Below are 19,939 nucleotides of genomic sequence, written 5' to 3' on the forward strand. Positions count from 1 at the left end.
GCGTTCCCGGTCCATATAGGCGCGGGACGCCGAAAAAGCCAGCGCGGGTTTGGCCGTGCCCGTTTGGCGGCGAACCGTTGCTCGGCCGTCACGAAGACAGCCGGCGTTCAGCTGCGGAAACTAGGGTGATGCGGATGGATGCGATCTCCTCCGCCAGCCCGCTGCACAATGCCGCCGCGCGAGTCGCGGGCGGTCCGCCGGTGTCGGCGGCGATCGGCCTCGCCCGGCTGATCTGCATCCTCGGTATCGTCTATGTCCATGCCTGGACCGGCCTCGGCGGCGACCGGATGGCGATGCAGGCGGGCTCGGGCCAAGACATATTGCGCTGGTCGCTGGTCGAGCTGTTCGGACGCAGCGCGGTGCCGCTGCTCAGCATCGTCTCGGGCTGGCTGGTCGCCCGATCGGTCGGCCGGCGCGGCTATGGCGAATTCGTGCGCGGCAAGGCGCGGGCGATCCTCGCGCCGATGGTCGTGTGGAACATCATCGCGATCGTGCTGGTGGTCGGTGCGGGTGCGCTCCACTGGGTGGTGGCGCCTTTGCTCGGCGACGGGCTGTGGCTCGCCGACAATATCCTCAACCTCACCCGCGCCGGCGACATCAACGTCCAGATGGCGTTCATGCGCGACCTGTTCCTGTGCATGCTCGCGGCGCCGCTGCTGGTGAAGGCCGATACGCGCTGGCTCGTGCTGCTCGTCGCTGTGGTCGCGGTCTGGGTGGTCGGCAACTGGCAGCTGCCGATCCTGCTGCGGCCGTCGATCCTGATGTTCTTCACCCTCGGCATCGTCGCCCGCCGCCAGGGCTGGGCCGAGCGGCTGGCGACGATCCCGCTGTGGCAGGCGGTGCTGCCGTTCGCGCTGATCGTGCCGTTCAAGATCTTGCTCTCGGTCCGTGCGGGTGAGGCCGGCGCTTACGAAGTGCATTTCGTCGCGCTGGTCGATCTGGCGACCCGCGGCGCGGCGGCGCTGGTCGCGTGGCGCGCGGCGATCGCGCTGGCCGGGACCGTGCTCGGCCGGCGCTTCGGCCGGCTCGAACCCTTCGCCTTCTTCCTGTTCTGCTCGCACCTGCTGTTCATGTGGCTGTTGGCGCCGGCGATCGGCGACCATCTGACCGGGGCGATGGGGCAGCCGCTCTGGCCGCTCTTCTTCCTGCTGCAGCCGGCGCTGGCGATGCTCTTCGCGATCGGGCTGGCCAAGGCGATCCAGCTGGTGTCCCCCGAGACGGCCGACCTGCTGAGCGGCGGCCGGCTGCGCCGTCCTCAGGCGGCTTCGCCCGCCGCGCGGCCGCTCGCCCACGCCCACTGAAAATTATAGCCGCCGAGCCAGCCGGTGACGTCGACCGCCTCGCCGACGAAATGCAGCCCCGGCACCTTCTTCGCGGCCAGGCTGCGCTGGTCGAGCCCGTCGGTCGACACCCCGCCAATCGTCACCTCGGCCTTGGCGAAGCCTTCCGAACCATTGGGAGTGAAGCTCCAGCCGTTGAGCCGCCGACCGGCTTGATCCAGCGCCTGGTCCTTCTGGGCGGCCAATAGGCCCGTCAGTCCAAGCCGGTCGGTCAGCGCATCGGCCAGCCGGTCGGCGAACAAAAAACGCAAATATGTGCGGAATTCCGCACGTGGCCGTTCGCGCTTCGCCTGGAGGAGCAGTTCGGCTGCGTTGCGATCGGGCAGCAGGTCGAGAGCGATCGCGCCGCCATGGCGCCAATAGCTGCTGATCTGGAGGATCGCCGGGCCCGACAGGCCGCGATGGGTAAACAAGGCCGCCTCGCGGAACGCGGTCTTGCCGCTGGTCGCGATCACGTCGAGCGAGACCCCCGACAGACTCTCGAACATCCGGTCGTCGGTGCCGAGCGTCAGCGGGACGAGCGCCGGGCGGGGCTCGACCACCTTGAGCCCGAACTGGCGGGCGACGTCATAAGCGAAGCCGGTCGCGCCCATTTTCGGGATCGACGGCCCGCCGGTCGCGATCACCAGCGACGGCGCGGTGAAGGTGCCGCCGGGAGTCTCGATATGGAAAAGATCGTCGGGTTTCGCCACCCCGGCGATCCGGGTGAGCAGCCGGGTCTCGACCCCGCCCTTGGTGCATTCGTCCTCGAGCATCGCGACGATCTGCTTGGCCGACCCGTCGCAGAACAGCTGGCCGAGGGTCTTCTCGTGCCAGGCGATGCCATGCGCGTCGACCAGCGCGATGAAGTCGGCCGGGCTGAAGCGGCCGAGCGCCGATTTGGCGAAATGCGGATTGGCCGAGATATAGCGGTCGGCCATGCCGCCATTCACATTGGTGAAGTTGCAGCGCCCGCCGCCCGAGATCAGTATCTTCGCGCCGGCGCGGTCGAGATGGTCGAGCAGCAACACCCGCCGCCCGCGCTGCCCCGCGGTCAGCGCGCACATCATGCCCGCCGCGCCGGCGCCGATGATGATGATGTCGTGGGTGGGCATCGACGAATCTCCCCCCTCCCTTTCAAGGGAGGGGCAGGGGGTGGGTGGCGGAGACGGAGGCTCGATGCCTCCGTCGTAGCTTTGCGGGGCGGCTGCGGGAGCTCGCGACCTTGTCGCTCGCACCCACCCCAACCCCTCCCTTGAAAGGGAGGGGCTTATAGAAGGACGCCAACGCTGCTATCGGCCGCCCCTATCATGAGCAAGCAGAACCGCCCCGACCGCCGCACCTTCGCGATCATCTCGCATCCCGATGCCGGCAAGACCACGCTGACCGAGAAGCTGCTCTATTTCGGCGGCGCGATCCATCTCGCCGGCGAGGTCAAGGCGCGCGGGCAGAACCGGCGCGCGCGGTCGGACTGGATGAAGATCGAGCAGCAGCGCGGCATCTCGGTCACCTCGTCGGTGATGACCTTCGAACGCGACGGCATCACCTTCAACCTGCTCGACACCCCGGGCCACGAGGATTTCTCGGAGGACACCTATCGCACGCTGACCGCGGTCGACTCGGCGGTGATGGTGATCGATGCCGCCAAGGGCATCGAGCCGCAGACCCGCAAGCTGTTCGAGGTGTGCCGGCTGCGCTCGGTGCCGATCATCACCTTCGTCAACAAGGTTGACCGCGAGGGCCGCGAACCTTTTCAGCTGATGGACGAGATCGCCGATGCGCTGGCGCTCGACGTCACCCCGATGAGCTGGCCGGTCGGCATGGGCGGCCAGTTCGAGGGGATCTACGATCTCGCCCGCGACCGGCTCTACCGGCCCGGTGGCGACAGCAACGCCTATGAGGGCGACGCCACCTCGGTCGCCGGCATGGGCGACTCGCAGCTGAACGACCTGCTGTCCGAACAGGGGCTGGCCCAGTTCCGCGAGGAGGCCGAGCTGGCGCAGGTCGGCTATCCGGCGTTCGACGAGACCGCCTATCTCAACGGCGATCTCACCCCGGTCTATTTCGGGTCGGCGCTCAAGGATTTCGGGGTCGAGCAGCTGATCGATGCGCTGGCGGAATTCGCGCCGTCGCCGCGCCCGCAGCCGGGCGATCCGCGCGCGGTCGACCCCAGCGAGCCCAACGTCGCCGGCTTCATCTTCAAGGTGCAGGCGAACATGAACCCGCAGCACCGCGACCGGGTCGCGTTCATGCGGCTGTGCTCGGGCAAGTTCCGCCGCGGCATGAAGCTCAACCAGGTCGGCACCGGCAAGTCGATCGCGATCCACAGCCCGATCCTGTTCTTCGCGCAGAATCGCGAACTCGCCGAGGAAGCCTTTCCCGGCGACATCATCGGCATCCCCAATCATGGCACGCTCAGGGTCGGCGACACGCTGACCGAGGGCGAGATGATCCGCTTCACCGGCCTGCCCAATTTCGCGCCCGAAATCCTGCGCCGGGTCAAGCTCGGCGACCCTACCAAGACCAAGCAGCTGCGCAACGCGCTCAACGACATGGCCGAGGAGGGGATCATGCAGGTCTTCCATCCGTCGATCGGCTCGCAGTGGATCGTCGGCGTGGTCGGTCAGCTCCAGCTCGACGTGCTGATCAGCCGGCTCCAGGCCGAGTATAAGGTCGATGCCAGCTTCGAAGCCTCGCCCTGGGACACCGCGCGCTGGATTTCGGCGGAGGACGACAAGACCATCGAGGAGTTCAAGGGACTCCATCGCTCGGCGATGGCCGAGGACCGCGACGGCCAGCCGGTGTTCATGGCCAAGGACGCGTGGGAGCTGAACTATATCGTCGGCCGTTTCCCGACGATCCGCTTCTCCGCCACCAAGGATCGGCGCTGATCGAAATCACCCGAGGATAGAAATCGGGGTCCGGACGTTCTGCCCTCGTTATGAAACGAGGAGAGTGATGTGCGAGTAGCTGTGAGCGCGATGATCCTGGCAGGATCCCTGGCAGGCGCGACGATGGCGGCGCCCCCGGCGAAGCCCGGGATCGACCAGGCGGTGCTCGGCGCGCAGGTGCTGCTCGACCGGCTGGGCTTTGGGCCCGGGGTGATCGACGGGCATAAGGGCATGTCGCTGGCCAAGGCGCTCAAGGGCTATCAGGAGGCGAAGGGGCTCAAGGTCACCGGCGAACTCGATGATGCGACCCTCAAGAGTTTCGATCCCTATCGCGAGATGCCGACCGTCATCGACGTCAAGCTGACCCCGCAAATCCTCGCCGGCCCGTTCGTCGGCAAGATTCCGGCCAAGGAATCCGATCAGGCGAAGCTGAAGGCGCTGGGCTATGCCGACGTCATCGAGAAGCTCGCCGAGCGCTACCACACCACCCCGGCGACGCTGATCGCGCTCAACGGCAAGGGCACGAAGCTGGCGGCCGGCGCGATGATCAAGGCGCCCAATGTGATGCCGCCGAAGCAGGACTATGCCGACGATCTCAAGCCCGAATGGCGCGATACGCTGTGGACGCTGAATATCGGCTCCGACCAGCCCGAGGCCGCCAAGGTGGTGGTCGACAAGTCCGACGGCGTGCTGCGCGCCTTCGACGGTGCCGGCAAGCTCATCGCCCAATTCCCGGCGACGATGGGCAGCGGTCACGATCCGCTGCCGATCGGCACCTGGAAGATCCAGGGCAAGTCGTACAACCCAACTTTCCACTATAATCCCAAGCTGTTCTGGGACGCGAGCAGCCAGGACAAGAAGGCGCTGCTGCCCGCGGGGCCGAACGGCCCGGTCGGGGTGGTGTGGATCGATCTCGACAAGCAGCATTATGGCATCCACGGTACGCCGCGGCCCGAGAATATCGGCCGTACCGAAAGCCATGGCTGTATCCGGCTGACCAACTGGGATGCGGCGCGGCTGGCGATGATGGTGAAGCCGGGCACGCCCGCGATCTTCCAGGAATAGGATGCCCAAATGATCCGCAAGATCGTCTTCGTCCTGCTGCTGTTGATCGTCGCCTATCTCGGCTGGGTGATCTACCTGAACCTGCCTGGCCAAGGCGGCGGCACCAACCCGGCGCCAAGCGCGAGCGCGGGGCCGGCGAAGACGATCGCACCCGCGGTGGCCCCCCCGCAGGTGGTGGTGCCGGCGGTGCCCCGCGACAGCGGGCTGGTGATCCCGGTCTCGGGGGTCGCCGCCGACCAGCTCCAGGACACGTTCGGCGATGCCCGCGGCGACGGCGCCCGCGCGCATGGCGCGCTCGACATCATGGCGCCGCGCGGCACCCCGGTGATCGCCGCGGCGGGCGGGACGGTCGAGAAGATCTTCGAAAGCAAGCTCGGCGGCCACACCGTCTACATCCGTCGCACCGGCGGCGCCTGGGTCGATTATTACGCCCATCTCGACGCCTATGCCGCGGGCCTCGCCGAGGGGCAGGCGGTGCGTCGCGGCCAGGTGATCGGCACGGTCGGATCGACCGGCGACGCCAGCCCCGACGGGCCGCATCTCCATTATGAGATCAAGGCGATGGCACCGGGCGAGAGCTGGTGGCAAGGCAAGGGGGTCAATCCCTATCCATTGCTCGGTGGCCGCTGATGCTATCCGAGGGATGACATCGGCGCGCTTCGTGCCAATATCGGCGGCATGACGATCTTTCGCCCGCGCCTCGCGCTTCTCGGTCTCGCCCTTTTCCTCACCGCCAGTGCCGCCCAGGCCGCCGACCGGCTGGTGGTCGCGTTCGGCGACAGCCTGATGGCGGGCTATCAGCTCCCGCCCGGCGACGGCTTCGTGCCGCAGCTCGAGGCGGCGCTGCGCCGTGACGGCCTGGCTGCCAAGGTGGTCAATGCCGGCGTGTCGGGCGATACCAGCGCGCAAGGCAAGGCACGGCTCAACTGGGTGCTCGCCGCCGCCAAACCCCGACCCGATCTGGTGATCGTCGAGCTCGGCGCCAACGACATGCTGCGCGGATTGGCACCCGCCCAGGCCGAGGCCAATCTCGACGCCATCCTCGCCGAGCTCAAGCGGCGGCGGATCCCGGTGCTGCTGGCCGGCATGGTCGCCGCCCCCAATCTCGGCCGCGGCTATGCCGACCGTTTCAACCCGATCTATCCGAAGCTCGCACGCAAATATGGCGTGCCGCTCTATCCCTTCTTCCTCAATGGTGTCGCGGGACAGCGGCCGTTGCAGATCGCCGACGGCATGCACCCCAACCGCAAAGGGGTGGCGGTGATCGTCAAGGGCATATTGCCGCAGGTGAAGACCGCGCTGCGGAGTTGATGCGGCGTTCGTCCCCGTCGAACCCCGGTCCGGCGTCCGGCGGAGCAATCGCGCTCGACAGGGTGCGCGGGCCCGCGATAAGGACCGTGCAAGCGATCCCGCCCGGAGCAAGCAGCGCCGCATCGGTTCGTGTCCAGGTGAGTGCGGGGTTTTTCGGGTGAGAGTTCGATGAGGGCGGTGCTGCTTCTGTTCGATCGGACGGCGGTATTGTTTCTGGGTGTCGCGGCAGGTGTCGCGATCGGCTATGCGTTCGGCGTCCGCCAGCAGGTCGAGGCGCCGATCGCGGCGGTCGCTCCCGCCGCACCGGATATCGAGATGGCGAACGGCACCGCGCCGCTGCCGGGCCCCGTGCCGGTGCCGGGTGCCCCCGACAAACCGGCGACCGCGCCGGGCACGCTCGCCGAGCAGCCGGTGGTCCAGGAGAACCGGCCGGTCACCGCAGGCATCGCCAATGCGGTTGCCGAGGGGCGGCCGGTGCGGATCGGGGTGTTCGGCGACAGTTTCGGCGATGGCATCTGGTCGGCGATGTACAACCAGCTCAGCCGCAAGAGCGGCTATCAGGTGATCAAGTACAGCCAGCAGGCGACCGGCTTCACCCGCTACAAGACGCTCAACCTCGAGGAGCATGACCGTGGCCGGCTGGCGAGCGGTCCGGTCGATATCGCCATCATCTCGTTCGGCGCCAACGACATGATGGGGGTCGCGTCGGGCGGGCATGTCTATGCGCTGCTCACCCCCAACTGGCAGGCCGAGATCGGCCGGCGGGTGACCGCCTATGTCGCGATGCTGCGCGCACAGGGTGCGATCGTCTATTGGGTCGGCCTGCCGAAGATGCGCGAAGCCGCCTATGACGCCGACGTCGTGCGGATGAACGCCTTCTATCGCGGGCTGATGGGCCAGCTCGGGGTGCCCTTCATCGAGACCGCGCCGTACAGCGTCGACGCCGATGGCCGCTACGCAGCCTATCTGCCCGATGCCAGCGGCAAGCCGGTGCTGATGCGCGCCAATGACGGCATCCACATGTCGGTGAACGGCTATATCCGGATCACCCGCGGGCTCGCGGGGCGCATTCGCGCTTATGTCGATCGCGCCAAGGGACAGGGCGGTGGAACCCCTGCGCCATCGCTGCCGGTCGTCGTGCCCGATCTGCCGGCACCGCCGCCCAGGGTCACGCCCCCCGCGGCAAAGCCGCCGCGTGCGACCCGGCTCGAGGATCCGCTCGCCGACCAGCCGGTGTCGCCACCGCCTCCGCCGGCGCGTCACACCCCCGCCGGCAAGGGAGCGCCGATCGACCTGCTGCCCCCCGACATCGGCGTGGCGCCCGCCGGGAACAGCAGCGAATGATCGGTCTGCTCGCGCTTGCCGCCGCTGTGGTGGCGCCGACCCCGCTCGTTACCGCGGACTGCGCCGGCGGGCTGTGCGACTATGCCGCGCTCAAACCCTATTTCGACAAGCTCGCTTCGGCGCGCGGCGGGGCGGGCAAGCCAGTCCATATCCTCCAGATCGGCGACAGCCACACCGCGGGCGACGCGATCACCGGCGCGTGGCGCGACCTGCTCCAGATGCGCTACGGCAGCGGCGGCCGCGGGGTGATGCCGCCGGGCAAGCCGTTCGCCGGCTATAACCCGCGCGGGGTGACCGTCGAGATGTCGTCGGGCTGGACGATATCGTCGATCTTCGGCCCGGGATCGCAGACTCCGCATCCGCCGGTCGGGATCGCCGGCTTCAGCATCACCTCGCAGGTCGCCGGCGCACGGATCGGCATGACCGCTTCGGCCAATGAATCGTTCAACCGCTTCGTGATCTGCGCGATGGCGCAGCCGGGGGCGGGAACGCTGGCGATCAGCATCGGCGGGGAGACCGAGCGGATGGAGCTCGACAGCTTCACCGCGCGCCCCGAATGCAAGGAGATGACGTTCGACGCCGCGCAGATGGCGGTGTCGGTCGTCACCGAAGGCGGGCCGGTGACGATCACCAGCTGGGCGAGCTTTCGCGCGCGCGGCGGGGTGGTGGTGTCGAATGTCGGCGTCGTCGGATCGCAGCTAGTCCATTTCTCGCGCAACGACGAATCGGTGATCGCCGAGGAGCTGCGCAGCTACGACCCCGACCTGATCGTGCTCGCTTATGGCACCAACGAAGGTTTTTCGCCGCGGATCGCGCCGCAGGAATATGAGATTACGCTGCGCACCCAGATCGGCCGGATCCGCCGCCTCGCCGGGCGGGTGCCGATCCTGCTGCTCGGCGCGCCCGATGCGCTGACCCGCCGCTCCGAACTGCTCAGCAACGCGCCGACCGTCACCCCGGCGCCGTGCCTCGAACCGGTACCGCTGCCGCCGCCCTCGGCGCCGGCGCCGGTCGTCGCGCAGACCGCGCCCGACCAGCCGTCCAACGGCATCGAGGATGTGCTCGATGCGCTCGACGACAGCGCGACCCGGATCGAGGCGGGGCAACGAGTTGCCAGTTCGCCGCCGGTCGCGCCGATCGTGACGCCGCCGCCGTTGGGCACGCCGATCGGCTGGTCGATCACCGCGCGGCCGTTGTTTCCGCCCGCGGGGCTGAAGATGGTGCGCGATGTCCAGCGTCGGGTCGCGCATCAGCTGCGCGTCGCCTTCTGGGACTGGGAAGCCCGGATGGGTGGGCGCTGCACCGCGGTGAGCTGGGTCAAGCTGCAGCCGGTGCGGATGCGCGGCGACTATGTCCATTTCAACACGCTCGGCGGGCAGGAGATCGGCAGCCGGCTGCAGGCCGATCTCGAGGCGGCGGCAAGGGCGGGCCAATGGTGAGCGGGCCCGTGGTGAGCGAAGGGCGGCGCGCCTAGATGCTGTTTCCGACGCTCGAATTCGGGCTGTTCTTCTTCGTCGCCTTCGCGCTGGTGTGGGCGGTGTCGGCGTCGAACGAATGGCGCAAGATCATCCTGCTGCTCGCCAGCTGGGTGTTCTACGGCGCGTGGGACTGGCGCTTCGTCGCGCTGCTGATCGCGTCGGCGCTCCTCAACTGGGGAGCGGCTCGGATCATCTATGCGGCCGAGACCCGCGGCACCCAGAAGGCGGTGGTGACGATCGGGGTGATCGCCAATCTCGGCATCCTCGGCTTCTTCAAATATTACGACTTCTTCCTCGAACAGCTCGGCGCGCTGCTCGCAGGCTGGGGGATGGCGCGCGATCTGCCGCTGCTGCAGATCGTGCTGCCGGTCGGCGTGTCCTTCTTCACCTTCCAGGGCATGTCCTATCTGATCGACGTCTATCGCGGCCGGGTGCGCGCGGGATCGCTGCTCGACATCACCCTGCTGATGTCGTTCTTCCCGCATCTGGTCGCCGGGCCGATCGTGCGCGCGTCGGACCTGCTGCCCCAATTCGCCAAGAGCCCGAAGCTCAACCGCGACATGGTGGCGATGGCGCTGCTGCTGATCGTCTGGGGGCTGTTCAAGAAGGCGGTGGTCGCCTCCGAACTGTCGGTGAACCTGGTCGACCCGGTGTTCTTCGACCCGGCGAGCCATTCGAGCCTCGACCTCGTCATGGCCGCCTATGGCTATGCGGTGCAGATCTACTGCGATTTCTCGGCCTATAGCGACATGGCGATCGGGATCGCGGCGCTGTTCGGCTATCGTTTCCCGCGCAACTTCAACCAGCCCTATCGCGCGCAGTCGCTCCAGGACTTCTGGCGGCGCTGGCATATCAGCCTGTCGAGCTGGCTGCGCGACTATCTCTATATCGGGCTTGGCGGCAATCGCGGCGGGCTGGCGGCGCAATGCCGCAACGTCATGATCACGATGCTGCTCGGCGGCTTCTGGCATGGCGCCAAATGGACTTTCCTGATATGGGGTGGTCTCCATGGCGGCGTCCAGGTGGTCGAGACGCTGTGGCGCAAGGCCGGCCTGCCGGGGCTGCCGAAGCTGCTGGCGATCCTCGTCACCTTCCACATCGTCACGCTCGGCTGGATCTTCTTCCGCGCCGAAAGCTTCGATGCGGCGATCGCCTTCCTCGGCGGCATGGCGCAGGGCGACTGGCGCAACACGATGACGACCCCGCTGCTCGCCGGACTGATGCTGCTGGGGATGCTCTTCCACTTCACCCCGCCGCTGATGGCACAGGGGATTGCACTGCGCCTGCGGTTGCTGCCGGCACCGCTGCTCGGGCTGTTGGTGGCCGCAGCGATCCTGCTGATCGATGCGATGCGCTTCGAAGGGGTCGCGCCCTTCATCTATTATCAGTTCTGAGGGGCGGAGGATGGCGCGCGAACCCAAGGACCATGAACTGCACTCGCCGGTCGATATCAGCGATGCGCCGATCGAGGCGCATTGGCCGCTGGCCTGGACGAGCGTCACCATCCTGGTCGCAGGGATCGTGCTGCTGTTCGCCAATGCCGGCAGCCTGTCGGCCTGGGTCGACGAGCGCCCGCCGTCGGATGTCCAGCTGCAGGCCTCCGACCTGTCCAATCGCTGGACGGCGACGATGGATGCGCTCGGCGTCACGACGCCGCGGCACGAGCTCCATGCGGTCTGGAAAAAGGCGCAGGCGGCGCGATTCGGCGGCGAGGCCCCGACCGCGACGCAATAGCCTCTCAGGCCACCAGCGGCGCCACGATCGCGTCGATCGCCCTGGCGGCGTCGCCGGGGGCGATCCGGACCTGCAGCCCGCGCTGGCCGCCATTGATGAAGACATAGGGTTCGTCGATCGCCGCCGCCTCGATCGCAGTCGGCACGCGCCTCTTCTGACCGAAGGGGCTGATTCCGCCGACGACATAGCCGGTCAGCCGTTCGGCCGACACGGGCTTCATCATCTGCGCCGACTTGGCGCCGAATGCCGCGGCGACCTTCTTCATCGCCAGTTCGCGATCGGACGGGATGATCGCGCAGGCCGGCTTGCCGTCGATCTCGATCATCAGCGTCTTGAGAACGCGCGACGGCGATTCGCCGAGCGCCTCGGCCGCCTGCATCCCGACCTTCTCGGCATCGGGGTCATAGGCATAGCCATGGACCTCGTGCGCGACCCGCGCCTGGGCCAGGAATCGGGTTGCTTGCGTGGCCTTGGACATGAGGCCGTGTAGCGCCGCGCAAGGGTCTCGAAAAGCACGAAGCCCCGGCGGTGAGGCCAGGGCTCGTCAAGCGAATCGCGATGCGATCAGCGGTAGAAAGTGTGGTCGCCGACCGTCGAGAGGCGGGTGCGGGTGCGGAAGAAGGCGTTCGGCGCGCGATAGGCGGCGTGGTAGAACATTGCGCCAGGCACGACCTCGTTGGCGCCGCCGGCCATCGCTTCGCGCGAGACCTCGACGGCATTCGCCCAGCGCTCGGTGTCGCGGTGCGGGTTGTAGGATGCGGTGCGGAAGAACTGGCCGGGCTGGTTGACCACGCCGCAGACATCCTCGGCGAAGCGCGACTTGCCGACGCGGTTCATGATCAGCTGCGCAACCGCAAGCTGACCGCTGCGCGGCTGGTTGCCGGCTTCGTGATGGACGACCTTGGCCATGCATTCGAGCTCGGCGTCGAGCCGGCCGTCGGCCTTGGCGAGGGAAGAGGAGGTTTCCTTGAAGATGACCTCATCGATGCCGTCGTCGGCGACACTGGTGTCGGCCGTGATCTGGCTGGTCATTTCATAGGCAAGCGTCGGTTCGGACGTCGGAATGGCCGCAAAGCCCATCGCTCCCGTCGCCGCGGCAATGAGCATCGCAGCCAGCATGAGCGGATGTTGAGCCAGTTTTGCGGACATTCAGTACTCCATCAGATGCGCGAAAGCGCACACCCGCCCGGAACCCAAACATAAGGGCGGGGTGTTCATTCACGACTTGCCGCGGAGAGGCTGGAGAACCTCGTTGCCCCCGTACGACCGGATAAGTGAGAGGGCATTGGCGGCCAAAAGTTAAAAAGACAATGATTGCACGACGAGTCGTTTCGTCGCCGCGACAGCCCGAGGAACCATGTGTGACGGGCCATTTCCGCCAAAACCGGTAAATCGGCCATAAACTCGACATGAAGTTGTTGTGATACTGCAACAATCGCGGCGCGCTTCGTCGCTAAGCCGGGCCTTTGCGAATCGGTCGTGCTGGCGCGACTCGACGCGGGGCGGCATGAAGGATTGAAGCCGCCGAATTGCGCGGCGTGAAGGCGGATGATGGACGATCTGATGACGGCCGAAACCCAGTCCGACAGGGCCGAGCGAGACGATCCTCGCAGCGGCGAGCCGCCGCGCGAGGTCGCCGCCCAGGCCAAGATCGCGGCTGCCATCGACGCCTCCGCCGCGGGCCAGGTCGAGATGGCCTATCGCCGCGACCGGCTGCTTGCCTGGCTGGCGCTGACCGCAGGGGCCGGCATCGTGCTGGCCTTTCCATTCGCGCTCCATTCGGGCGCCGAATTCTTCCTGCCGGTTACCTCGGCGCTGGTGATTGCGGTCGCGATGGTGCCGCTGCTCGAATGGCTCGAGCGGCGCGGCCTGCCTTCGGGGCTGGCGGCGCTGGGCTGCGTGCTGCTGTTCCTCGGTCTCGCCAATGGCGCGATCGCGTCGGTGATCGTGCCGGCGACCGACTGGTTCGCGCTGCTGCCTTCGCGAATCGCCCAGATCCGGCGCAACCTGTCGCCGCTGATCGACATATATTCGTCGTTCGAGCGCTTCATCGACCAGACGATGCACAGTTTCGCGGCGCGGTCGGCCCCGAGCGCGCGCACGGTGACGATCCAGTCGCCCAATTCGCTGTTCGACTATGTCGCGACCTCGGCGCCGCATGCGGTCGTCCAGATGCTGTTCGCGACGCTGGTGGTCTATTTCTTCCTGAGCGGCTGGACCCGGATGCGCCGCCGCACGATCACCAGCCGTGGCAGCTTCTCCAGCGCGATGACGACCGCGCGGGTGATCCAGGAGATGGTCGACCGCACCTCGGCCTATCTGGCGACGATCACCACGGTGAACATGGGCATGGGAGTGCTGGTGTCGGTCGTGCTCTATTTCGTCGGCATGCCGACGCCGATGATGTGGGGCGGCCTGGTCGCGATCCTCAATTACATTCCCTATTTCGGACCGGTGATCGCGGTTGGGCTGCTCGCGGTCGGCGGGCTGATGACCTTTGCCGATCTCGGCTATGCGCTGGTGCCGGCGGCGATCTTCATCGCGATCCATCTGGTCGAGGCCAATGTGCTGACGCCACTGCTGGTCGGACGGCGGCTGACGATCAACCCGCTGCTGATCCTGGTCGCACTGAGCTTCTGGAGCTGGGTCTGGGGCACCGCGGGCGCGCTTCTTGCGGTTCCGCTGCTGATCATCGGCAAGACGATCCTCGATGCGGCGGGTTGGCCCGATATCGCCGGCTTCCTGTTCGCCGAAGGGACCTTCACCAACACCCATGGCGAAGACGAGCCGATCATCCCGACCCGGCGATGAGATTGCGACGGGCCGATTTTGGTCCATCGCCGCGTCCGTCGTCGGTCAATATGGCCCCACATTGCCCCCTTCTCCATCCTCGCGCTGGACCAAAATCGACTCCGTCACGGTGGATCAGATTGAAGGCTTGCCGCTCTCGTTCAAAATTCCGTCGGCGAGGCTGTTGACAGGTCCCGGGGGGTCCACTAGGTGCCCCCTCCACGACGCGCAGTCACTGCGGGTGTAGCTCAGTTGGTTAGAGCGCCGGCCTGTCACGCCGGAGGTCGCGGGTTCGAGCCCCGTCACTCGCGCCACCTTCCCCAAGGGGGGAAGGGGCGCTCCTCCCTGATCCGATCGAAAAGCCATCCGCGCCCCGGATGTTTTTGAAACTACGGGTTTATACGGAGCGGCGAGCCCGACCCGGCCGGCCTATTCCCGCAAGCGTCCCCTTGTGCGATGCTGTTCGGCGAGGGGGCAGGTAAGTGACGCTTCAGAGTCGATCGGCCGATATGGCATTGCTTCTCTTCCCCCACGGGCGTTCGGTTGCCGGCTGTCGGGCCTCTTTGGCGATCGGGCATCTGGAGCACGGCGAAAGGTGACCGCGCACGGGACCTTTCCCGGACTGGGCCCGCCGCAGAGCGCGGCCATGCCCTCACGCAGCTACCGCCTGATCGTGATGACCAGGGATCCCGCCGAACTCACCCAGATTCGCATGAAGCTCGCCGGCCGCCCCGAGGCACGCTTCGAGTGCCGGCGGCTCGACGGCATGGATGCGCTCGAGAAGGCGGTGTCGGGCCGTCCGAGCAATGCCGACGCGATCCTGGTGTGGATCGACGCGCCGTCGGAAGAGGAGGAGATCATCCTGCGCAGGATCGCGGGATCGTCGCTCCACCCCGTCATCCTCGGTTCGGATGTCGGCGATGCCGCAGCGGTGATTCGCTGGGCGGCCGCCGGAATCGACTTCTGCCTGCCCCGCACGGGGCTGACGCCCGAAATGCTGTCCAATGCGCTGCTGATCGGGATCGCCCGGTCGCACCGGGCCGCGCGGATCGGCTATGACGAACTGACCGGCCTGCCGACCCGCGCGCTGTGGCAGGACCGGCTGGCGCATGCCCTGCGGCGCTGCGCGCGCAATCATACGCTCGGCGCGATGATGCTGATCGACATCGACGACTTCAAGCAGGTCAACGACATGATGGGCCATGATGTCGGCGACGCGCTGCTCGTCGAGATCGCCCAGCGGCTGCGCTCGGTGGTCCGCTCGCGCGACACCGTGGCGCGATTCGGGGGGGACGAGTTCGCGGTCCTGCTCGAGGATCTGACCTATCCCGAAGCCGCGCTCAGGGTCGCCCGCAAAATATTGCGCGCGATCGCCGACCCGATCGCCCTGCCGCGGGCGACGCTCAAATCCTCGGTCAGCATCGGCATCGCGATCCTCAGCGCCGACCAGCCCGACATCGACAGCGAATGGGCGCACCAGGCGTCGGATATCGCGCTCTACGACGCCAAGCAGCAGGGCAAGAACCGCTTCAGCCTGTTCACCGCCGATATGGACCGGGCGCTGCTCCACAGCCTCGAACTCGACAGCAATCTGGTCGAGGCGGTCGAGACCGACGAGTTCGTGCTGCATTATCAACCACTCGTCGACGTCGAGAGCGGCCGGCTCGATGGTTTCGAGGCATTGCTGCGGTGGCAACGGCCGAGCGGCGAGATCGTGCTGCCGGCGAGCTTCCTGCCGGCGCTCGAGCGGCTGGGAATGATGGACCGGGTCGGCCGGCTGCTGTTCGCGGCCGCGATCCGGCAGATCGGCCTGTGGCGCGACCGCACGGGCATGAATCTGACGATGCACGTCAATCTCGCCGCCACCCAGATCATCGACCAGCAATTTTCGAACATGGTGCTGGCCGAGATCGAATCGGCACGGATTCCGGGGGCGGCGATCATCATCGAGCTGACCGAAACCGTGGCCTTTCGCTACGGGGTGCTGATCGAGCGCGAATTTGCGCGGCTGCGCCGCCACGGCGTCCGCTTCGCGATCGACGATTTCGGCACCGGCTATAATTCGATGACCTATCTCAAGCAGTTTCGGCCCGACATGGTGAAGATCGATCGCAGCTTCATCGCGACGATGGACCGCTCGCCGGTCGATGCCGCGATCGTACGCGCGCAATCGGTGCTGGCGGCGTCGCTCGACATCAGGGTGGTCGCAGAAGGGGTGGAGACCCCGGCCCAGCTCGCCGCGCTGCGGGCGATGGGCGACGTCCACATGATCCAGGGCTTCCTGACCGGGCGGCCGATGGCTGCCGGGGATCTCGAGCGCGATTATGCGCCACTGCACGACCGGCTGGACATGGCCAGGCCGGTCTGAGGCGCACGATCAGCCGGTAAGATCGGCCATCAGCTGCTTGATGTCGATGAAGGCGAAGGCGACCGAGCTGTCGGCGACGCCGTACGGAATGAACAGCCATTCGCCATATTTGAGCGCGCCGCAGGTGTAGACGACGTTGGGCACATAGCCCTCGCGGTCCTCGTCGGCGGCGGCGAGCAATGGCCATGCGCTGCGCCCGATCACCTTCGACGGATCCTGCTTGTCGAGCAGCACCGCGCCGATCGAATATTTGCGCATCGCTCCGACGCCATGGGTGAGCAGCAGCCAACCCTCGTCGACCTCGATCGGCGATCCGCAATTGCCCATCTGCACCTGTTCCCAGGAAAATTTGGGGGTGAGCAGCAATTCACCCTCGCCCCAATGGTCGATGCGGTCCGAGGTGATTAGGAAGATATTCTCGCCGTCCTGGCGGCCGATCATCATATATTTGCCGCCGACCTTGCGCGGGAACAGCGCCATGCCCTTGTTGCGCGCGGCGGGACCCGCCATCGGCGCCAGCACGAAGGTGCGGAAGTCGGCGGTGCGCAACAGTTCGGAGCGGATCGCGGTGCCGTTATAGGCGGTGTAGGTGCCGAGCCATTCGACTGCGCCGTCGTCATGGGTGAACTGGACGAGCCGCAAATCCTCGAGCCCGTTGCGCTGGGCTTCGGTCATCGGGAACAGCACGGTGCCCGACAGCGAGCTGTCGCGGTGGCGGTGGATCTCGACCGCGCCGCCGCCCAGTTCGATCGCGCTGTCGGCGGCGGTAGCGAAGGGTGGTTCGGGCATCAGCTCGAAGGATGCGCCGGGGCCCAATATCCCCTCACGGAACGCGACTGAGCTGATATGGCCCTCGCCGACCGACCTGAGCGACATGATGATCCGCACCGCGCCATGGCTCATCCCCGACTGATCGGGATGCGGCACGATGCTCGGGTTCATCAGCGCGGCGGCAGCATAGCTATATTCGTGGCAGAAGAAGGCGCCGATCAGCTGCTTCTTCGTCTCGCTGAGCGCATTGCCATCGAGCCCCAGGCCCGCCTCGATCTGCGCATAACGCGACATGAAGACGTTGCGGGTCTGCCAGTGACGCATGTCGAAATCGCGTAGCACGAGTTCGAGCTCGTCCGCGGCAGCGCCCTCGTCGAGATGGACGACCCATTCGGCGATGCGCCGCACGCGACCGGGACCGCCATTGGGTCCGGCCTCGATCGGGATATGGAAAGGCCGCACCACCACCCGCGTGGGATCGGCCTTCAACCTCAGCGCACAGTGGACCAGATCAAACAAATGCTGCCACCCGATGCTGCCTTCTCATTCAGGATGCGATTCTGTCGTGATCGCATGTATCATGTCGATCCTCCCCTTTTTGCCCGGCGTTGCGCGCGATCGCGCAGGCGGCAAATTGAAAGGCAAGGATCGATTCCGCTCCCTGATTAAGGTTGACGCGGTCGCTCATCAATCCGTCATAGCAGCCGCCGATATCGGGCAGGCCCATTGGCAGGCCGATATCATTGTCACCGAGATACCAGCGCCAGGCTCGTTCGGCGGCCTCGTGCCAGCGTAATTCCCCGGTCAGCCTGGCCGCGAAGACCATGGCATCGATCGTCGCCCAGGCTTCGAGCGGCTGCTGATCGAAGGGCTGGGGCGGTAGATATTCGCGGTGGAAGCTGTCGGTGCCGACCGCGCGATATTGCCCGTCGGCGTTGGTCTGGACGTCATCGAGCCAGGCGAGCGCCGCCAGCCCGTCCGCGACCATGTCCTGGTCGCCGAGCCGGCGTCCCGCACGAATCAAAGCTTCGGGCAGGCGGGCATTGTCATAGCCGAGCACCGGTTCGAACCAGACCCAGCCATCGCGCCGATAGGTGGCGAGATGGCGCTGTAGCGAAGGTCCGAAGTCGGCGATGATCGCGGTCGCGACATGATGCCCACCATGCGCGTCGAGCATCGCGTCCGCGGCGAGGATCGAAAAGGCCTGGGTTCGTGGCGAGGTCAGGCGACGGGCGTGGGGTGCGACCTGATCGAACAGATGGACGGCCCAGCGGCGAAGTTCGGTCGAGCGCGCCTCGGCGGCGGTCACGCCCAGCGACCAGAGCGAACGGCCGAAACTGTCTTCGGAGCCGACCGTCTCGAGCCATTGCCGATCATAGCCCATGAAGTTGCGGAACCGGCCCTCGCCGGGGTTCCAGGCGTGCTGGACGAAAGCGGCATAGGTTTCGGCCAACTGGTCGGCCCGCGGCGCGAGGTCGCCATCGATCCGGTGCATCAGCATCAACGCGCGGCAATTATCGTCGACGCAATAGCCATGGTTGCGATCGGGAATCGCGAAGATCGAATGCTGCATCATGCCGACCCCGTCGGTCATCCGCTCGACGGCCCCCAGCGCGGCCTTCGCCTCGACGATCTGCAGCGGCGGGCGCGGCAGGCGCACGGGGGCGCGATGCTGTGCACCACGACAGATCGAGACATAGCTTTCGGCGAGCCGCGGCCAGAGCATCGTCCGGCCGATCTCCCAGGCGCGGCGGCGGATGCCGACCATGCCGTCGGGTGCGTCGAGCAGTTCGGCGACCGCGCCGCCCAGTGCCGGGCTGTCGCCGAACGGCACCAGCTTGCCGACGCCGTCGGCCAGCAGCTCGGCGGCGTGCCAATAGGGGGTCGACACCACCGGCTTGCCCAGCGCGACCGCATAGGACAGCGTTCCCGAGGTCACCTGCGCTTCGTTGAGGTAGGGCGTGACATAGATGTCGGCGGCCTGGATATAGTCGAGAAGCGTCTCCTGCTCGACGAAGCCGTTGCGGAAATCGACATGGTCGGCGACCCCGCATGTCTCGGCCAGCGCCATCAGCGTCTCGCGATAAAGCTCGCCTTCATGCGCGATCAGATGCGGATGGGTCGCGCCGAGGACGATGTAGAGCAGATCGGGATGGCGATCGACGAGATCGGGAAGCGCCCGGATCATATGCTCGATGCCCTTGCCGGGCGACAGTAACCCCATCGTCAGCAGGGTGGTGCGCCCCTCCAGCCCGAAACGCGCCTTGAAGGCGTCGGTGTCGGCGAAGGGACGGTCGGGAACGCCGTGCGGCACGATCGCGATGCGATCGCGCGCGACGCCGTGCACGCTTTCGAGCAGCGCGCGGCCCTTTTCGGTCATCACGATCAGCTTGGACGAGCGGCGGATGATCGCCTCGAGCACCGAGCGCTGGTCGGTATCGGGATGGGCGAGCACGGTGTGGAGCACGACCACCACCGGCGCGTCGACCCGGTCGAGCAGCCGCATCAGGTTCGCGCCGGCCGGTCCGCCGAAAATGCCATATTCATGCTGGACCAGCACGACATCGGCGCCGCTGGCGTTGATCCGCCGCGCAGCCTCGGCATAGTCGGCCAATTCGTTCTGGCGGATGTCGCAGACGACCGCAGCGGGATAATCGTAGGATTGGCCCGGATCGGTCATCGCATAGGCATCGACGCCGATTTCGGGAAAGGTCGATCGCAGCGCCTCGTAGACGTCTCTTGTGAAGGTGGCGATGCCGCAAAGCCGGGGCGGGAAATTTCCGATCAGCGCGATATGTCCCAGACCCTTGTTCTCCACCATCGCGCGTCCTCGCCTCAAGTCCGGATGATCCGGTCGGATCGTCTTGG

General features: G+C 66.8%; 16 protein-coding genes and 1 tRNA gene. 12 read left to right on the top strand and 5 right to left on the bottom strand.

Annotated features, from left to right (window positions below; all coding sequences use genetic code 11):
• Window positions 1-134: 134 nt before the first annotated feature.
• Window positions 135-1,301: an acyltransferase family protein gene (locus AC1RM6_RS16705; RefSeq protein WP_493103182.1), complete on the top strand. Its 1,167-nt coding sequence runs from the start codon at window positions 135-137 to the stop codon at window positions 1,299-1,301.
• Here the strand turns inward: AC1RM6_RS16705 and AC1RM6_RS16710 are convergent.
• On the bottom strand, window positions 1,256-2,434 hold the full coding sequence (locus tag AC1RM6_RS16710) for a BaiN/RdsA family NAD(P)/FAD-dependent oxidoreductase (RefSeq protein ID WP_493103183.1): 1,179 nt from the start codon (window positions 2,432-2,434) through the stop codon (window positions 1,256-1,258). The two genes, AC1RM6_RS16705 and AC1RM6_RS16710, sit on opposite strands and share 46 nt — an antisense overlap.
• Before the next feature lie 195 nt (window positions 2,435-2,629).
• On the opposite strand from AC1RM6_RS16710, the gene AC1RM6_RS16715 reads away from it, so the two are divergent.
• From AC1RM6_RS16715 to AC1RM6_RS16750, 8 genes are all read left to right on the top strand, one after another.
• A complete protein-coding gene (locus tag AC1RM6_RS16715) occupies window positions 2,630-4,210 on the top strand; it encodes a peptide chain release factor 3 (protein ID WP_493103184.1) in 1,581 nt (526 codons plus the stop codon).
• 123 nt (window positions 4,211-4,333) lie between these two features.
• Window positions 4,334-5,275 carry a L,D-transpeptidase family protein gene (locus AC1RM6_RS16720; protein WP_493103565.1) on the top strand — a complete coding sequence of 314 codons (942 nt, stop codon included), beginning with the start codon at window positions 4,334-4,336 and terminating at the stop codon, window positions 5,273-5,275.
• 9 nt (window positions 5,276-5,284) lie between these two features.
• Window positions 5,285-5,905 (top strand): M23 family metallopeptidase, encoded by a 621-nt coding sequence (locus AC1RM6_RS16725; RefSeq protein WP_493103186.1) that lies wholly within the window; start codon window positions 5,285-5,287, stop codon window positions 5,903-5,905.
• Window positions 5,906-5,953: 48 nt separating this feature from the next.
• Complete coding sequence (locus tag AC1RM6_RS16730; protein ID WP_493103188.1) at window positions 5,954-6,586, top strand: arylesterase; 633 nt, start codon at window positions 5,954-5,956, stop codon at window positions 6,584-6,586.
• 168 nt (window positions 6,587-6,754) lie between these two features.
• Window positions 6,755-7,930, top strand: a complete 1,176-nt coding sequence (locus AC1RM6_RS16735) for an SGNH/GDSL hydrolase family protein (RefSeq protein WP_493103190.1) — start codon at window positions 6,755-6,757, stop codon at window positions 7,928-7,930.
• A complete protein-coding gene (locus AC1RM6_RS16740) occupies window positions 7,927-9,369 on the top strand; it encodes an SGNH/GDSL hydrolase family protein (RefSeq protein WP_493103192.1) in 1,443 nt (480 codons plus the stop codon). Before AC1RM6_RS16735 ends, AC1RM6_RS16740 begins: the two co-directional genes overlap by 4 nt.
• 35 nt (window positions 9,370-9,404) lie before the next feature.
• The gene (locus tag AC1RM6_RS16745; RefSeq protein ID WP_493103194.1) at window positions 9,405-10,802 is read left to right on the top strand and encodes an MBOAT family O-acyltransferase; all 1,398 of its coding nucleotides are present in this window, start codon (window positions 9,405-9,407) and stop codon (window positions 10,800-10,802) included.
• 10 nt (window positions 10,803-10,812) lie between these two features.
• Window positions 10,813-11,142 (top strand): hypothetical protein, encoded by a 330-nt coding sequence (locus tag AC1RM6_RS16750; RefSeq protein ID WP_493103196.1) that lies wholly within the window; start codon window positions 10,813-10,815, stop codon window positions 11,140-11,142.
• A 4-nt stretch (window positions 11,143-11,146) separates the two neighbouring features.
• On the opposite strand, the gene ybaK is transcribed toward AC1RM6_RS16750, so the two are convergent.
• Window positions 11,147-11,620, bottom strand: coding sequence for a Cys-tRNA(Pro) deacylase (gene ybaK / locus AC1RM6_RS16755; RefSeq protein WP_493103198.1), 474 nt, complete (start codon window positions 11,618-11,620; stop codon window positions 11,147-11,149).
• 86 nt (window positions 11,621-11,706) lie between these two features.
• On the bottom strand, window positions 11,707-12,291 hold the full coding sequence (locus tag AC1RM6_RS16760) for a cell wall hydrolase (RefSeq protein WP_493103200.1): 585 nt from the start codon (window positions 12,289-12,291) through the stop codon (window positions 11,707-11,709).
• 402 nt (window positions 12,292-12,693) lie between these two features.
• Here AC1RM6_RS16760 and AC1RM6_RS16765 point away from each other — a divergent pair, with 402 nt between their 5' ends.
• From AC1RM6_RS16765 to AC1RM6_RS16775, 3 genes are all read left to right on the top strand, one after another.
• Window positions 12,694-13,953 (top strand): AI-2E family transporter, encoded by a 1,260-nt coding sequence (locus AC1RM6_RS16765; protein WP_493103202.1) that lies wholly within the window; start codon window positions 12,694-12,696, stop codon window positions 13,951-13,953.
• 216 nt (window positions 13,954-14,169) lie between these two features.
• Window positions 14,170-14,246: transfer RNA gene (locus tag AC1RM6_RS16770), tRNA-Asp, on the top strand.
• A gap of 332 nt (window positions 14,247-14,578) precedes the next feature.
• Window positions 14,579-16,300 carry a putative bifunctional diguanylate cyclase/phosphodiesterase gene (locus AC1RM6_RS16775; RefSeq protein WP_493103204.1) on the top strand — a complete coding sequence of 574 codons (1,722 nt, stop codon included), beginning with the start codon at window positions 14,579-14,581 and terminating at the stop codon, window positions 16,298-16,300.
• Window positions 16,301-16,309: 9 nt separating this feature from the next.
• Here the strand turns inward: AC1RM6_RS16775 and AC1RM6_RS16780 are convergent, their stop codons facing one another.
• Both AC1RM6_RS16780 and AC1RM6_RS16785 read right to left on the bottom strand, forming a co-directional pair.
• Complete coding sequence (locus tag AC1RM6_RS16780) at window positions 16,310-17,590, bottom strand: glycoside hydrolase family 130 protein (protein ID WP_493103206.1); 1,281 nt, start codon at window positions 17,588-17,590, stop codon at window positions 16,310-16,312.
• Window positions 17,591-17,618: 28 nt separating this feature from the next.
• The gene (locus AC1RM6_RS16785) at window positions 17,619-19,892 is read right to left on the bottom strand and encodes a glycosyltransferase family 4 protein (protein WP_493103208.1); all 2,274 of its coding nucleotides are present in this window, start codon (window positions 19,890-19,892) and stop codon (window positions 17,619-17,621) included.
• Between the last annotated feature and the right edge of the window lie 47 nt (window positions 19,893-19,939).

The sequence above is a fragment of the Rhizorhabdus sp. GW822-FHT03C02 genome (genome assembly GCF_058801765.1).

Excerpts from the sequence above, each read along its gene's own strand:
- AC1RM6_RS16705 (WP_493103182.1), top strand. The coding sequence starts at position 135 with ATGGATGCGATCTCCTCCGCCAGCCCGCTGCACAATGCCGCCGCGCGA.
- AC1RM6_RS16710 (WP_493103183.1), bottom strand. The coding sequence starts at position 2,434 with ATGCCCACCCACGACATCATCATCATCGGCGCCGGCGCGGCGGGCATG.
- AC1RM6_RS16715 (WP_493103184.1), top strand. The coding sequence starts at position 2,630 with ATGAGCAAGCAGAACCGCCCCGACCGCCGCACCTTCGCGATCATCTCG.
- AC1RM6_RS16720 (WP_493103565.1), top strand. The coding sequence starts at position 4,334 with ATGGCGGCGCCCCCGGCGAAGCCCGGGATCGACCAGGCGGTGCTCGGC.
- AC1RM6_RS16725 (WP_493103186.1), top strand. The coding sequence starts at position 5,285 with ATGATCCGCAAGATCGTCTTCGTCCTGCTGCTGTTGATCGTCGCCTAT.
- AC1RM6_RS16730 (WP_493103188.1), top strand. The coding sequence starts at position 5,954 with ATGACGATCTTTCGCCCGCGCCTCGCGCTTCTCGGTCTCGCCCTTTTC.
- AC1RM6_RS16735 (WP_493103190.1), top strand. The coding sequence starts at position 6,755 with ATGAGGGCGGTGCTGCTTCTGTTCGATCGGACGGCGGTATTGTTTCTG.
- AC1RM6_RS16740 (WP_493103192.1), top strand. The coding sequence starts at position 7,927 with ATGATCGGTCTGCTCGCGCTTGCCGCCGCTGTGGTGGCGCCGACCCCG.
- AC1RM6_RS16745 (WP_493103194.1), top strand. The coding sequence starts at position 9,405 with ATGCTGTTTCCGACGCTCGAATTCGGGCTGTTCTTCTTCGTCGCCTTC.
- AC1RM6_RS16750 (WP_493103196.1), top strand. The coding sequence starts at position 10,813 with ATGGCGCGCGAACCCAAGGACCATGAACTGCACTCGCCGGTCGATATC.
- ybaK (WP_493103198.1), bottom strand. The coding sequence starts at position 11,620 with ATGTCCAAGGCCACGCAAGCAACCCGATTCCTGGCCCAGGCGCGGGTC.
- AC1RM6_RS16760 (WP_493103200.1), bottom strand. The coding sequence starts at position 12,291 with ATGTCCGCAAAACTGGCTCAACATCCGCTCATGCTGGCTGCGATGCTC.
- AC1RM6_RS16765 (WP_493103202.1), top strand. The coding sequence starts at position 12,694 with ATGGACGATCTGATGACGGCCGAAACCCAGTCCGACAGGGCCGAGCGA.
- AC1RM6_RS16775 (WP_493103204.1), top strand. The coding sequence starts at position 14,579 with ATGCCCTCACGCAGCTACCGCCTGATCGTGATGACCAGGGATCCCGCC.
- AC1RM6_RS16785 (WP_493103208.1), bottom strand. The coding sequence starts at position 19,892 with ATGGTGGAGAACAAGGGTCTGGGACATATCGCGCTGATCGGAAATTTC.